Annotated in this window: 15 protein-coding genes; 1 reads left to right on the top strand and 14 read right to left on the bottom strand. The window is 49.1% G+C overall.

All coding sequences use genetic code 11. The features are described 5' to 3' along the window. Positions 1 to 19 precede the first annotated feature (19 nt). From AC0THY_RS13245 to AC0THY_RS13200, 10 genes are all read right to left on the bottom strand, one after another. Positions 20 to 787, bottom strand: coding sequence for an ATP-binding protein (locus AC0THY_RS13245; RefSeq protein ID WP_489991071.1), 768 nt, complete (start codon positions 785 to 787; stop codon positions 20 to 22). A gap of 144 nt (positions 788 to 931) precedes the next feature. Then, on the bottom strand, positions 932 to 1,120 hold the full coding sequence (locus AC0THY_RS13240; protein ID WP_489991070.1) for a CooT family nickel-binding protein: 189 nt from the start codon (positions 1,118 to 1,120) through the stop codon (positions 932 to 934). A 12-nt stretch (positions 1,121 to 1,132) separates the two neighbouring features. Further along, the gene (locus tag AC0THY_RS13235) at positions 1,133 to 1,567 is read right to left on the bottom strand and encodes a DUF8180 domain-containing protein (protein ID WP_489991069.1); all 435 of its coding nucleotides are present in this window, start codon (positions 1,565 to 1,567) and stop codon (positions 1,133 to 1,135) included. A gap of 191 nt (positions 1,568 to 1,758) precedes the next feature. Beyond that, positions 1,759 to 2,553: an ABC transporter ATP-binding protein gene (locus AC0THY_RS13230; RefSeq protein ID WP_489991068.1), complete on the bottom strand. Its 795-nt coding sequence runs from the start codon at positions 2,551 to 2,553 to the stop codon at positions 1,759 to 1,761. Beyond that, positions 2,546 to 3,481: an ABC transporter permease gene (locus tag AC0THY_RS13225; protein WP_489991067.1), complete on the bottom strand. Its 936-nt coding sequence runs from the start codon at positions 3,479 to 3,481 to the stop codon at positions 2,546 to 2,548. The genes AC0THY_RS13230 and AC0THY_RS13225 overlap by 8 nt, the downstream gene beginning before the upstream one ends. A 134-nt stretch (positions 3,482 to 3,615) precedes the next feature. Further along, complete coding sequence (locus AC0THY_RS13220; protein ID WP_489991066.1) at positions 3,616 to 4,677, bottom strand: ABC transporter substrate binding protein; 1,062 nt, start codon at positions 4,675 to 4,677, stop codon at positions 3,616 to 3,618. 118 nt (positions 4,678 to 4,795) lie between these two features. Next, on the bottom strand, positions 4,796 to 5,812 hold the full coding sequence (locus tag AC0THY_RS13215; RefSeq protein ID WP_489991065.1) for an NAD(P)H-dependent glycerol-3-phosphate dehydrogenase: 1,017 nt from the start codon (positions 5,810 to 5,812) through the stop codon (positions 4,796 to 4,798). A 15-nt stretch (positions 5,813 to 5,827) separates the two neighbouring features. Beyond that, positions 5,828 to 6,475, bottom strand: coding sequence for a glycerol-3-phosphate 1-O-acyltransferase PlsY (gene plsY / locus AC0THY_RS13210; protein WP_489991064.1), 648 nt, complete (start codon positions 6,473 to 6,475; stop codon positions 5,828 to 5,830). Between the two features lie 2 nt (positions 6,476 to 6,477). Next, entirely contained in the window at positions 6,478 to 7,806 is a 1,329-nt protein-coding gene (der, locus tag AC0THY_RS13205; RefSeq protein WP_489991063.1) for a ribosome biogenesis GTPase Der, read from the bottom strand. Then, positions 7,799 to 9,160: a DUF512 domain-containing protein gene (locus AC0THY_RS13200; RefSeq protein ID WP_489991062.1), complete on the bottom strand. Its 1,362-nt coding sequence runs from the start codon at positions 9,158 to 9,160 to the stop codon at positions 7,799 to 7,801. The genes der and AC0THY_RS13200 overlap by 8 nt, the downstream gene beginning before the upstream one ends. A gap of 259 nt (positions 9,161 to 9,419) precedes the next feature. Between AC0THY_RS13200 and AC0THY_RS13195 the strand changes: the two genes are divergently transcribed. After that, positions 9,420 to 10,598: a ribose-phosphate pyrophosphokinase gene (locus tag AC0THY_RS13195; RefSeq protein WP_489991061.1), complete on the top strand. Its 1,179-nt coding sequence runs from the start codon at positions 9,420 to 9,422 to the stop codon at positions 10,596 to 10,598. Positions 10,599 to 10,659: 61 nt separating this feature from the next. On the opposite strand, the gene pgeF is transcribed toward AC0THY_RS13195, so the two are convergent. From pgeF to lepB, 4 genes are read right to left on the bottom strand one after another with little or no spacing between them, the layout of a single operon-like run. Continuing rightward, on the bottom strand, positions 10,660 to 11,511 hold the full coding sequence (gene pgeF / locus AC0THY_RS13190) for a peptidoglycan editing factor PgeF (RefSeq protein ID WP_489991060.1): 852 nt from the start codon (positions 11,509 to 11,511) through the stop codon (positions 10,660 to 10,662). A 32-nt stretch (positions 11,512 to 11,543) separates the two neighbouring features. Next, positions 11,544 to 11,894: a YraN family protein gene (locus AC0THY_RS13185; RefSeq protein WP_489991059.1), complete on the bottom strand. Its 351-nt coding sequence runs from the start codon at positions 11,892 to 11,894 to the stop codon at positions 11,544 to 11,546. A 15-nt stretch (positions 11,895 to 11,909) separates the two neighbouring features. Next, complete coding sequence (rnhB, locus tag AC0THY_RS13180; protein ID WP_489991058.1) at positions 11,910 to 12,674, bottom strand: ribonuclease HII; 765 nt, start codon at positions 12,672 to 12,674, stop codon at positions 11,910 to 11,912. A 9-nt stretch (positions 12,675 to 12,683) separates the two neighbouring features. Next, a complete protein-coding gene (gene lepB, locus AC0THY_RS13175) occupies positions 12,684 to 13,262 on the bottom strand; it encodes a signal peptidase I (protein WP_489991057.1) in 579 nt (192 codons plus the stop codon). Between the last annotated feature and the right edge of the window lie 22 nt (positions 13,263 to 13,284).

The following is a 13,284-nucleotide window of genomic DNA, read 5'->3' as shown; positions in this document are numbered from 1 at the left end:
GCGCAGACCTGCTGAATAGTTACAAAACTTCATCCAGAATCTTGTGCAGGGCCTGCTTTACCAGAGAGGATTCCGGCAGAGCAACGATTGGTTTTCCGTCACAGTCGAACTCATATACGTCTGTGTCCTGGGGTACCACGCCCAAAAGCGTCAGTCCCTGCTTTTCAATCTCTTCCTTTGTTCCGGCATTCAGCACTCCCTCCGGCGCACGGTTTACAATCAATCCCATTTTTTTAGGCTTCATACCGCACTCTTCCACGAGTTTGGCAATTCTTCCCACAGCCTGTACTCCTCTTCTGGAACAGTCGCTGACCAGCACAATGGTGTCCACCTTGGGCAGAACGCCTCTGCTGATGTGTTCCATTCCCGCCTCATTGTCCACCACCAGATATTCATAGTTGGGGGTCAGTTTCTGCAGCTGGGACTGAAGGAGTCCATTAACGAAACAATAGCATCCCTTTCCCTGGGTTCTGCCCATAACCAGCATGTCATAGTCATCTTCCTCAATCAGACATCTCTGAAACATAATTTCTGCATAATCGGCCTTTGACATACTGGGCGGTATGGGGCTTTTTGCACTGTTTTCAGCCTGGGCAATCTCTTCCCTCACATCCCCCAGCGTCATTTCAACCTCAACTCCCAGAACCTCGTTTAAGTTGGAATTTGCATCTGCGTCCACTGCGAGGATCGGGGTTTTCCCCTTCTCACAGAGATACTGAATCATCAGACCGCACAGGGTGGTTTTTCCAACCCCGCCTTTTCCTGCTACTGCAATTACATGTGCCATGACGGCGCCTCCTGTCTAAGTTAAGTAATTCGATTGTGGCACAGCTCCCTGAGCTGTTCAGATTCTCAGCTTTCTGATCCTTTCATAGTACTTTCCTCCGTTTTTTAATGTTTTATATTGTTTGTTTATTATTTAACTGCAGAGCTAAGCTTCGCAGTTAATTTTCACCACTCCGCCGGTGAGGTCCGCCATCTCAATGGTGCCCTCCACCTCTTTCCGGTCTCCCATGACATCCGTCAGGATTACCTTTCCGTCTTTCACTTCAATTTTGCTGACGTATTCCAAAATAATACTGTCAGGCTGATTGCTCTTGTATGCTGTAGCCAGACACAAAACAACCACCTCCTATTTCTTCTCTGCCAGTGTGGCTGCCGCAAGCTTCAGATACAGATTTCCTTTTTGATATTCATCCACAGCTCTGCGAATTTGTTCAGCCGCATCCTCCTGACCGTCCTCTTTCAGCTTCCCAGCCAGCATATCCAGCTCCGCCGCGTGGTGCTCGTTATGCTGAAGCATGTAATTCAGTAAAGCAGTATTTTTATCTGAAACCTCAGAATGTGCATGATCCTCATGGCTGTGTCCGCAGCCTGTACATTCCTGTGCACACTCCTGTCCCTCGCAGGAGGCATGCTCCCCGTGGGTATGGCTGTGATCATGGTCCTCCTCATGTCCGTGCTGATGACTGTGTTCATGTGTATGCTCATAGCTGTGTGTATGAGGATGTACATGGTCATGGGCATGAGCGCAAATATTTCCATTTTCATCTTTTACAATATGCAAGTATTTTTCCCTCCTTCTGTGTAATTGTTAATTTTTTGACATAGCTATTCAGGCTTTCGCCGTTATGGAGATATTATAACACACCGTATAGCCATTCTCAACAAGCAGAATTGTATTTTTTTTTATAATTTGCATATATTAGACAAACAAAAACACCGATAAGATATTTACCCACCGGTGTCATGTCATTTTTATGCCAAAATCATCCTGTCATTGGCCAGTTCTCCGCCGCTGGCCTGCTCAAACTTCTGCAAAAGGTCGGATACTTTCAGGTTTTTCTTTTCTTCACCCGACACATCATAAATGATGTCTCCCTCGTGCATCATGATAAGACGGTTGCCGTGCGCTATGGCATCCTTCATATTGTGGGTGATCATGATCGCAGTCAGATTGTCCCTCTCTATGATCTTGTCCGTGGCATCCAGCACTTTTGCCGCTGTCTTTGGGTCTAAAGCTGCTGTGTGCTCATCCAGGAGAAGCACCTTGGGCTTTTTCAACGTGGCCATGAGAAGTGTCAGCGCCTGGCGCTGCCCTCCGGAGAGCAGACCCACTTTCGCGGTGAGCCGTTCCTCCAAACCCAGGTCCAGAATCTTCAGCTTCTCTTTATATTCCTGGCGTTCCTTTTGGGTAATCCCAGGCTTTAAGCTTCTTCTCCCTCCCCTGCGGGCAGCCAAAGCCAGATTTTCCTCAATCTGCATACCTGCCGCGGTTCCCGTCATGGGGTCCTGGAAAACTCTTCCCAAATACCTGGCCCTCTTGTGCTCCGGAAGGCGGGTCACATTGATATCATCTATGAAAATGGAGCCTTCATCAATAGACCACACGCCGGCAATGGCGTTCAGCATGGTGGATTTGCCAGCCCCATTCCCTCCGATTACCGTCACGAAATCCCCCTCATTCAGCTGAAGCGAAAGACCTCTGAGTGCCCTCTTCTCATTTATAGTTCCTGCATTAAACGTCTTTCTAATCTCTGTCAATTTAAGCATTTTTAGCACCTGCCTTCTTTATGGGTTTTGAAAAATACTTTCCTTTAATATATGGGATAGCCAGGAATACGGCAACAACCAGTGCGGACAGCAGCTTTAAGTCATTGGAATTGAGTCCCAGCCACAGTACGATCTGGAGAACCAGATAGTAAATGATTGCCCCCAATGCCACGGATAAGAGTTTGAACGCAAAGTTGCCCCGGATTCTGCCGAAGACCACCTGTCCGATGATCACAGCCGCCAGACCGATAACGATTGCGCCTCGTCCCATATTTACATCCGCGAATCCCTGATACTGGGCATAGAGTCCGCTGGCCAGAGCCACGATTCCGTTGGAGAGCATCAGACCAATGATCTTTCCCAGATTGGTGTTGATCCCCTGTGCCCTGGACATGTTCGGGTTGGAACCTGTGGAGCGGATAGAACAGCCCAGCTCTGTACCAAAGAACCAATACAGGACAGCGATAATGATGATGATAAAGATAGCTACCACAAAAATCGTATTCTTATAAAAGGGCACATCTTTCACATAGCGCAGTGATACCATCAGGTCATACTTATCCACGCTCACAGCCTGATTGGACTTTCCCAGCATAATACGCAGGTTTATGGAGTAAAGTCCCAGCTGGGTCAAAATACCGGCCAGGATCGCCGGTATCCCCATAGCTGTGTGAAAAATCCCGGTCACAAGCCCTGCCAGCATTCCCGCCAAAAAAGCACAGAGTAGGGAAACTCCCACAGAGTACCCATTAAGCATCATCATAATACAGACAGCCCCTCCTGTGCACATGGATCCGTCCACAGTAAGGTCTGCCAGATCCAGAATCTTGTAGGTGATATAAACCCCTATGGCCATAATTCCCCAGATAAGTCCCTGTGCACATGCCCCGGGCAAAGCGTTAAACAGTGTCATAACATTCACAATCATTTCCTCCTAAAAATATATTCTTTCGTCCTTTAAAGCGCCTCTGCAAAAAAGCGCACAACTAGATTAAGTATAGCAAAAAGCGGCAAAAAAGAGAAGTCCTTTTTTGCCGCTTTTCGTATTAATTTCATTTTGTTTTATTCTGCCTCAATCGCTTCATATCCGTCAGGAACCGTTACATTGAGCTCTTCACATCTGGAGGCCACATACTTTTTTGTGACCTGAGGTGCTGACTCAATCGCCATATTTGTAATATCCGCCCCGTTTACAAGGATATCATAAGCCATTTCGCCAGCCTTATAGCCAATGTCATAGTAGTTGATAGACAGTGTGGCAACACCGCATCCTTTACAGATTCCTTCTTCGCCTGCCACTACAGGAATCCCTGCCGGAAGGCATACATTATTGATTACCTCTGAGTTGGAAGCTGCCGTGTTGTCTGTGGGTACATAGAGGACATCGCATTCCGAGGCTGCTGTAGTTGTCACAGATGCAATGTCGTTTGAATCTGCAAACGTGTAAGTATTGCAGGTGTAACCTTTTTCTTCCAAAAATCCCTGGATGGTGTCTGCCTGGTAAACAGAATTAGCCTCTGCGGAGCAGTACAAAAGACCTACCGTTTTGGCATCCGGAAACATCTCTGCCAGCATAGAAGCCTGCTCAGAGAGAGGAGCCAGATCGGAAGTTCCGGATATATTCTTTCCGGTAATACCTGTCCATTCATCAATCTCCAAGGCTGTTGCATAGTCTGTGATGGAGGTTCCCAGAATAGGAATCGAGTCCGTTGCAGCGGATGCTGCCTGAAGGGATGCTGTGGCATTGGCCAGGATCAGATCCACATCAGCGGAGACAAACTGGTTTACAATGGTTGCACAGGTTGCGGAATCCCCGGAGGCATTCTGCTCATCAAAAACCACATTGCCCTCTCCCAGCTTCTCCGTCAATGCCTCTTTAAATCCCTGGGTTGCAGCGTCCAGAGCCTCATGCTGTACCAGCTGGCAGATTCCGATATTGTACACCTTATCTCCTGCTGCCGCCTGCTGGGTTTCCCCGGCATCCGTCGGCTCTGCGGCTGCTGTCGTGCCCTCTGTGGCGGGTGCTGATGTGTCAGCTGCGGTCTCCGCTGACTTTGAACCGCAGCCAGCCAGCATTGATACGGAAAGTCCCATTGCCAATAATACTCTTAATACCTTTTTCATAAAATAATCTCCTTTTGCTCATATCTTTTGCAGTTTAACGCTTTCTCTCATTAAAGCATTAACCTTATTAAGTAATATACACTATTTTGAGTAAAAGGTCAATATCACACGTCTGGATTTATTCATTTTCCCAGGGCAATTCTGAGTGCTCTATCTTCTTGTCTCTCAGCATCAGCTCCTGAACCGCTTCGCCGGCGCTCTTTCCTTCAAACAGTACCTTGTTCACCTGCTCAATGATGGGCAGTTCCACCTGATACTTTTTAGCAAGGCCCATGGCTGCCTTGGCGGAATAGACACCCTCTACCACCATTTTTACCTCTTCCATGGCCTCCTGCATGGTGCAGCCCTTGCCGATCAGGTATCCGGCCTTCCGGTTCCGGCTGTGGACGCTGGCGCAGGTCACAATCAGATCCCCGATCCCGGTGAGGCCTCCAAAGGTCTCCAGCTTTGCCCCCATTTTCACGCCCAGCCTGGTGATCTCAGTGATTCCCCTTGTGATGAGAGCCGCCTTGGTATTATCCCCATAGCCCAGTCCATCCGCTGTCCCGGCCGCCAGAGCAATCACATTCTTTAAAGCTCCCCCCAACTCAATCCCCAGCATATCCGGGCTTGTGTAAACCCGGAACACAGGACTCATAAAGATATTTTGCAAGTACTCCGCCGTTGTCCTGGTGTGCGCCCCCACCACACAGGTGGTGGGCAGTCCCCGCCCCACCTCTTCCGCGTGGCTTGGACCTGAGAGCACCGCAACGTCTGTCCCTGGAAGCTCCTCTTCAATGATGTCTGACAGGGTATAGAGTGTATTTTCTTCAATTCCCTTTGCCACATTTACAATCTTCTGCCCCTCTTTGGCATAGGCTTTCATACTGTGCGCAGTACTTCTCGTGTAAGGCGAGGGAACAGCCAGAATCAGGACATCTTTATCCTCCATTGCCTCTTTCAGATCATTAGTGAGCAAAATCTCCCCTGGAAGCACCACGCCTGGAAGCTTTGTCTCATGCTGCCGTTTTGTACGGAGCATCTCCACCTCCTCTTTGATGATAGACCAGATGGTCACCTCATGACCATTGCTGTTAAGCAGTACCGCCAGAGCTGTACCCCAGCTTCCCGCCCCGATCACACCTATTTTTGCCATAAAAATACCCCCTGACTATTTATTTTTGGAGGACAGATACGTCTTACTCTCTGTCCCGTTGAAAAGCCTTTTGATATTCTCCCGGTGCTTCCAGAAGGCCAGTGCAGCCAGCAAAGCGCCGATGATATAAAGTTCAGTCAAGTGAGGCTGGGACATCTGGAAATATCCGCTCTGCCCCAGAACCACCAGTTCAATCAGGATTCCTATGTAAACCAACAGGGAACCCAGAGACACATAGTGGGTCACAAAGAACGTTGTAAAAAACACTATGATTCCCAAAATTGCCATGATCCAGTTAAAAGAGAGCACAAGCCCCGCTGTGGCCGCAATGCCCTTGCCGCCGCGGAATCCCAGATAAAAGGGATAGTTGTGCCCCAGGATCGTACCCGCTGCCGTGTAAAATGTCAGCAGAGGCAGGATATCCGCATGTGTCCCTCCAAACAGGACTCTGGTGAGAACCACCGCCAGAATACACTTTATGCAGTCCCCGGCAAAGGTAATCAGCCCCGCCTTCCTGCCCAGGGTGCGCAGCATGTTGGTGGTGCCCGCATTCCCGCTTCCATGTTCCCTTATATCAATCCCATGAATCCTGCCGTAGATATAGCTGGTTTGAAAAAGGCCAAAAATGTACCCAATTGCAATACAAATCAACCGCTCTGTCATGACTATTTCTCCTTATCCTTGCGCTCTCTGACAATAAATTTCAGGGATGTCCCCTTAAATCCAAAGGTATCCCGGATTTTGTTTTCCAGATATCTTGTATAGGAAAAGTGCATTAGCTCCTTGTCGTTGACAAAGATTACAAAGGTAGGCGGCTTCACCCCCACCTGGGTGATATAGTAGAGCTTCAGCCTCTTTCCCTTGTCTGAAGGCGGCTGCTGCAGCGCTACAGCCTCTGCCATAATCTCATTAAGCACACCTGTCTGCACTCTCAGGCTCTGGTTCTCCAGCACCATGTCAATCTTCTCAAACAGCTTGGGCAGTCTCTGGCCCGTCTGCGCGGAGATAAACATGATTTCTGCGTACGGCATATAGGATAGGGTGTTTCTCACCTGATTGGTGTACTTGTAGATGGTCTTATCATCCTTTTCCACCGCATCCCACTTGTTGACTGCTATGAGCACTCCCTTGCCCCTCTCATGGGCAATGCCTGCGATCTTGGCGTCCTGCTCCGTCACTCCCTCTGTGGCATCGATGACCACCACCACCACATCCGCCCTGTCCACCGCGGTCACGGTGCGGATGATACTGTAGCGCTCCAGTTCCTCTTTTACTTTATTTTTTCTTCTCAGGCCAGCAGTATCGATAAATATATACTCTCTGCCGTCCCAAACCACCTCTGTGTCAATGGCATCCCTGGTGGTGCCCGCCACATCTGAGACAATCACCCGGTTCTCGCCCAAAAGTTTGTTAATTATAGAAGATTTCCCCACGTTCGGCTTGCCCACCACGGCAATTCTGGGCCTGTCATCCTCTTCCTCCTGCATCTCTTCCGGGTCAAAATGTCTGACCACCTCATCCAGCATATCCCCCAGGCCCAGCTTGGAAGCTGCTGAGATGGGAACCGGATCGCCGATGCCCAAGTTATAAAACTCATAGACATCTGTCATGTAGCGGTCAAAGTGATCCACTTTGTTGACTACCAGGATCACCGGCTTGCGGGAACGCCTGAGCATGTCCGCCACCTTGGCATCAGAGTCCACTAAGCCCTGGCGCACATCCGTGATAAAGATAATCACGTCCGCAGTGTCAATGGCAATCTGCGCCTGGTCCCGCATCTGAGCCAGGATCACATCGCTTGTGTCCGGCTCAATCCCTCCTGTATCAATCAGGGTAAAGTTGATCCCCAGCCATTCCACATCCGCGTAGATCCGGTCCCTGGTAACCCCAGGTGTATCCTTAACAATGGAAATATTCTCTCCGGCCAAAGCATTGAACAGGGTAGACTTTCCTACATTCGGCCTTCCTACAATGGCCACGATTGGTTTACTCATATTTATTCACCTCATCTATATGTGCGTGATGCACCTCTTTGTCGTCCAGCAAGACTGCTCTTACAAAATCCCGACCGGTTGATTTTACAATATTTACCGGTGTTTGTAAAGCGGTTTCCAGTTCCGTCACGGTCAGATCATCCAGAAAGACCTCCTCCCCGCTGCGCAGAACATTGCAGGGGAGCAGAAGCTGCCTGCCCAGTTCCCTGCCCGCCAGCTGCGCCCTCAGATCCCCTCCTGTCAGCAGGCCCGAAACTGTAATGCGGTCTCCAAAGAAATCATTTTTAATGGGATAGATGCGCACGTCCACATTCGGATATCTCTCATTAATCTTGCTCACAAGCTCCTCAAGCACCGGCGCCGCCAGCAGGCCAGTGGCGATGGATACCACATGTTTCCTTTCGTCACCTTCTCGTCCTCTCAGCTCCTCCTCCACCTCATCGGTTAAAAGCCGCAGCATACCCACACCGTTTTCCAGCTGCAGATAGCCGTCATACCGCTCTTCCCGGGGAAGCTCCTCCCCTGCCATGAGATACCACTCGTCCCCTGCATGAATGAAATGGGTTCCATGCTCCCTGTACAGCTTATCCTGCCATCTGTGGATGATGGAGAGAACCTGCCTGGCATCGTTTTGTTCAAAGGGTTTCAGAGGATACAGACCTTCTCTGTACTTGGTCAGACCCACAGGGACAACGGAGACGCTCTGCAGATACGGAAGATATCTGCTCATCATTTGTATACTGTACTCCAGCTCCTCCCCGTCATTGATCCCTTTGCAGAGTACGATCTGTCCGTTCATATGAATCCCAGCCCGGCACAGACGGTCCACCTTTTTCAGCGCCTCCCCGGCAAAACGGTTGTTCAGCATCCTGCAGCGAAGCTCAGGATTCATGGTGTGGATGGACACATTGATAGGCTCCAGATGGTAGGTTATGATCCTCTCTATGTCATGGTCACTCATATTGGTGAGCGTCACATAGTTGCCCTGTAAAAAGGATAGCCTGGAATCGTCATCTTTAAAGTACAGGGTTTCCCTCATGCCTGAGGGCATCTGGTCAATGAAGCAGAACACGCACTTATTTCTGCAGGAGCGGTACTCGTCCATCAGGCCGTTTTCAAACTCCATTCCCAGATCCTCATCAAAGTCCTTCTCAATCTCCAGCTCCCAGACCTCACCGTCCTCTTTCTCCACCAGAATTTCCAGATACTCGTCATTTATCAGATAGTGGTAATCAAAAATATCCTCTACCTCTCTGCCGTTGATGGACAGCAGCTTGTCTCCGGGCTCAATCTCCAACTCCTGGGCAATGCCCCCCGTAACGATCTTACTCACTGTGTGTATATTCTTCGCCATATTTGTATATTCTCCTATTCATCTACATTCTATGATACTAAATAGTTATTTAAATTGCAAGGTATTCAGTTTGATATGTTGCACGCGTCCCTGAAGCATAACCCTGCTCCAAAGGAAGCGTCCCCCTCAGCCTAAAACGTACCGGACCTGTCTGAACTGTTACCAAACAGCAACTCCTTTGGAAATTCGACAATTTTCTTGACTCAGTAGAACTGAAATGATATAACTATTAGGTAATGAAAACGATTTGGAGGTTATTATGCCGAATTTTGAATCTCTATATAATACAATTCCAGTAGCTCCATTAAAAATCGCTGCCCTGGAGAGCAGCCGTCATTTTGCAGACAAGGTCCACGAGCATCTGGTGGATTTCCGTCACACCAATCCCACACATAACACAGAGGACATACTGTTTAAGGGATATCTGGAGGACAACTTTATGGTGGACTGTACCTGTCCCAGATTTGGCAGCGGAGAGGCAAAGGGAATTATTAAAAGCTCTGTCCGCGGATGTGATCTGTTTATTATGGTGGATGTTTGCAACCACAGTCTCACCTACAAGGTATGCGGATATGAGAATTACATGTCACCGGACAATCATTTTCAGGATTTAAAACGCATCATCTCTGCAGCTACCGGTAAAGCCCGCCGGATAAACGTCATCATGCCGTTTATGTATGAAGGCCGTCAGCACAAACGCACCAAGAGGGAGTCCCTGGACTGTGCCCTAGGACTGCAGGAGCTGGCAGATATGGGTGTGGCCAATATCATCACCTTTGACGCACATGATCCCAGAGTGCAGAACGCAGTGCCCATCCAGGGCTTTGACTCATTCATGCCCACTTACCAGTTTTTAAAGGCACTTATCGAGTCTGTTCCGGATTTTCGGATTGACAACGATCACCTGATGATCATCAGTCCGGATGAAGGCGCCATGAGCCGCGCGGTTTATTTCTCCAATATTCTGGGTGTAGACATGGGCATGTTCTACAAGCGCCGAGACTACTCTACCATCATCAACGGTAAAAATCCCATTGTAGCCCACGAATTTTTGGGCGACTCTGTGGAGGGCAAGGATGTGATCATCATTGATGATATGATCTCCTCAGGCGAGAGTATGCTGGACGTGGCAAAACAGCTAAAGGATCGAAAGGCAAGGCGGGTATTTGTATGTACCACATTTGGTCTTTTCACAGACGGACTTGAGAAGTTTGACGAGTACTATGAGAAAGGGTATATCACAAAAGTAGTGACTACAAATCTGACCTATCGGATTCCGGATCTTCTGGTTCGTCCCTACTACCAGGAGGCGGATATGACCAAGTATCTGGCCAGCATCATCGATACTTTGAATCACGATGTATCCATTCTGCGTGTGCAGTCCCCCACAGAGAAGATTCACAAGCTCTTGGCAAAGTATAACCATAAGAAGATATGAAAAAACTGATGTACTGCCCATGTAAGTTTGCAGTACATCAGTTTTTTTATCCATTTCGTCTTCACTGTACCAGCATAAGAAATGCTGCCAGATTTCCCCGCCTTCCCCCGGATGCCCGGTGGGAGTAGAGAATTTCCGGATTACAGCAGGTGCAGACGTCAGTGATGCTGATATGCTCCGGCAAAATTCCGAACTCTAAAAATACAATTTCATTTGCCCTCCAGAGATTCAACTGGTACTTGCCGTTTTCTTTCTTATAAAAAATAGATTCCCAGTATTTCTCTCTGTAGCTGGCCTGAAACTGCTCAATCACATCCCCACTCACCTCATAACACTCCTGACAGATAGAAGGACCCACAGCCGCCAGCAGGTCTCCGGGATCGCTCCCAAACTCCTCTGCCATTTTTCTAACCGTCACCTGCCCTATCTTGCCCACGGTTCCCTTCCAACCCGAATGGGCCAGTCCGATTGCCCTGTGAACCGGATCCACAAAAAACAGTGGGACACAGTCTGCATAGAAGGTGGAGAGCACCAGCCCCGGGACGTCTGTGATCAGGCCGTCTACATCCTGGTAGATCAGAGGTTTTGTAAATCCACTTCCCCTGTCCTCCTCTGTCACCACGCGGACATTGGTGGTATGTGTCTGGTGGGAGAAGACCATGTCCTGAGTGGCAAATCCAATGGAAGCCGAAATACGCCTAAAGTTCTCTCTCACCCGCTCTTCCTCATCTCCTCTTGAAAAGCTCAGATTCATGCTTTGGAGATGACCCTCGCTGACACCCCCCAGACGCGTGGAAAAACCGTGTACAATGCCGTCTGCCAAGTCCAGCATGGGGAAACTCAGGTAAGGTGTCCCTTCGGCATTGTTCAGCTTCAGAACCTCTCCGGTACCTTTTCTGCTTATCTTCTGCATCCAATCTCTCCTTCTCTTACATCCTTTGCAATTTACGAAAAAGCATCCTGTATCAGGCAAACCTCTTTTCCCGTAATTCCCAGCACATCAAAACGGCAGGGAGTATCCTCCGGCATTTGCCGAATTACCAGATACCAGGAAGCCGCCCTTCGTATCACATTCTGTTTCCGAAAGTCAACTGCCTCCGCCGCGGTCCCCATAGACGCGTCCCTGCGGTATTTCACCTCGACAAACACCAGGTAACAGCCGTCTATGGCAATCAGATCAATTTCACCGGCTCTGCACCGGAAATTTCTTTCCAGAATGCGGTATCCCTTTTTCTCCAGAAACTCCGCAGCCAGCTCTTCATAGACTGCTCCCAGTCTGCGCTTATTCAAATACATGCTCCTATTCCGAAACTATTTGTCCATAAAGTTCCTGATAAAAGTTTTTCTGTGTATAGGTGAGGGGCCAAATCTGCGTATTGCCTCAATGTGGGCCGCCGATCCGTATCCCTTATGTCCCGCAAATCCGTATTCCGGCATCAGCCGGTCATACTCCCGCATCAGCCGGTCCCTCGTCACCTTCGCGATTACACTGGCTGCGGCTATGGACAAGCTCTTGGAATCCCCCTTGACAATGGGCACCTGGGGAATCTCCAGAGCCGGTATAGTAACTGCATCGTTTAAAAGTATTTGAGGACGCACAGAAAGCTTTGAAACCGCCTCCCGCATGGCCTCATATGTGGCCTGCAGGATATTGATCTGATCGATTCTACCCGGCCCTATGATTCCCACCTGCGCTGCCACAGCCTTCTCCATAATCTCACCGTAGAGTTCTTCCCGTTTTTTTTCGCTGAGTTTTTTGGAGTCATTGAGGTAGAGTATCTCGCAGCCCTCGGGGAGAATCACCGCTCCAGCCACAACAGGCCCCGCCAGGGGGCCTCTCCCGGCCTCGTCAATTCCACACACAGCCCCCAGATGCTCGTACCTGTGTTCGTAGACCCGCATTCCCTCCAGGCGTGACCTCTCCTGCTCCAGGGCTTCCTGCTTTTTCTGATACTTTTTAATCAAGCCGGCAACGCCAGCCCTGGGGTCTGCCGCATAAGCGGCAAACAGCTCCCCCAGCTGGTCATCTCCGGCTGTCTCAAACTCTCTCTTTATCTCTGATATCTTTTTTTCCATATTTCTTCCCTACTGGTGTTTCAATATGCCGAACCGGCTGAAAGGCCAAATCCGTATAAACGCACGGCCGATAATATCATCCCTATGAATATTGCCCACATCTGGCTCCCGGCTGTCTGAACTGGCGTTTCGGTTGTCACCCAGGACAAAATACTCGTCCTCCCCCAGCTGTATCTCATCCAGCGCCAGCCCGCTGCTGACCATCTTCTCCCGACCGTAGTTCTCATCCAGCACGCTCCCGTTAATGTAAATCGTACCGTCTATGATCTGAACTGTCTCCCCCGGCAGCCCAATGATACGCTTAATATAATAGGTCTCTTCCTTATACTGGTAAGGAAAGACAATGATGTCATATCTTTCGGGATCTTTAAAGCGGTAACTGAGCTTATCCACAATCAGGTTATCCCCGTTATGTAAGGTGGGATACATGGAATCGCCGCTTACCTGCGTCCTCTGTCCCACATAACGCACCACCAAAAAGGTAAGTGCCAGAACTATGGCAATATAGATCAGCATACTGATAACTTCTCTCATGGTACTTTTCTCTTTTACTTCTTTTGTCTCTTCCGTTTCCCCTTGTTTACTCATACTGCAACCCTTTCTTTTCTAC

Source organism: Ruminococcus sp. 8Y-12, from assembly GCF_058119865.1.
The sequence above is the reverse complement of the archived record's forward strand: the minus strand, read 5'-3'. Positions and strand labels throughout refer to the sequence as shown.

Excerpts from the sequence above, each read along its gene's own strand:
- AC0THY_RS13245 (WP_489991071.1), bottom strand. The coding sequence starts at position 787 with ATGGCACATGTAATTGCAGTAGCAGGAAAAGGCGGGGTTGGAAAAACC.
- AC0THY_RS13230 (WP_489991068.1), bottom strand. The coding sequence starts at position 2,553 with ATGCTTAAATTGACAGAGATTAGAAAGACGTTTAATGCAGGAACTATA.
- AC0THY_RS13225 (WP_489991067.1), bottom strand. The coding sequence starts at position 3,481 with ATGATTGTGAATGTTATGACACTGTTTAACGCTTTGCCCGGGGCATGT.
- AC0THY_RS13220 (WP_489991066.1), bottom strand. The coding sequence starts at position 4,677 with ATGAAAAAGGTATTAAGAGTATTATTGGCAATGGGACTTTCCGTATCA.
- AC0THY_RS13215 (WP_489991065.1), bottom strand. The coding sequence starts at position 5,812 with ATGGCAAAAATAGGTGTGATCGGGGCGGGAAGCTGGGGTACAGCTCTG.
- plsY (WP_489991064.1), bottom strand. The coding sequence starts at position 6,475 with ATGACAGAGCGGTTGATTTGTATTGCAATTGGGTACATTTTTGGCCTT.
- der (WP_489991063.1), bottom strand. The coding sequence starts at position 7,806 with ATGAGTAAACCAATCGTGGCCATTGTAGGAAGGCCGAATGTAGGAAAG.
- AC0THY_RS13200 (WP_489991062.1), bottom strand. The coding sequence starts at position 9,160 with ATGGCGAAGAATATACACACAGTGAGTAAGATCGTTACGGGGGGCATT.
- AC0THY_RS13195 (WP_489991061.1), top strand. The coding sequence starts at position 9,420 with ATGCCGAATTTTGAATCTCTATATAATACAATTCCAGTAGCTCCATTA.
- pgeF (WP_489991060.1), bottom strand. The coding sequence starts at position 11,511 with ATGCAGAAGATAAGCAGAAAAGGTACCGGAGAGGTTCTGAAGCTGAAC.
- AC0THY_RS13185 (WP_489991059.1), bottom strand. The coding sequence starts at position 11,894 with ATGTATTTGAATAAGCGCAGACTGGGAGCAGTCTATGAAGAGCTGGCT.
- rnhB (WP_489991058.1), bottom strand. The coding sequence starts at position 12,674 with ATGGAAAAAAAGATATCAGAGATAAAGAGAGAGTTTGAGACAGCCGGA.
- lepB (WP_489991057.1), bottom strand. The coding sequence starts at position 13,262 with ATGAGTAAACAAGGGGAAACGGAAGAGACAAAAGAAGTAAAAGAGAAA.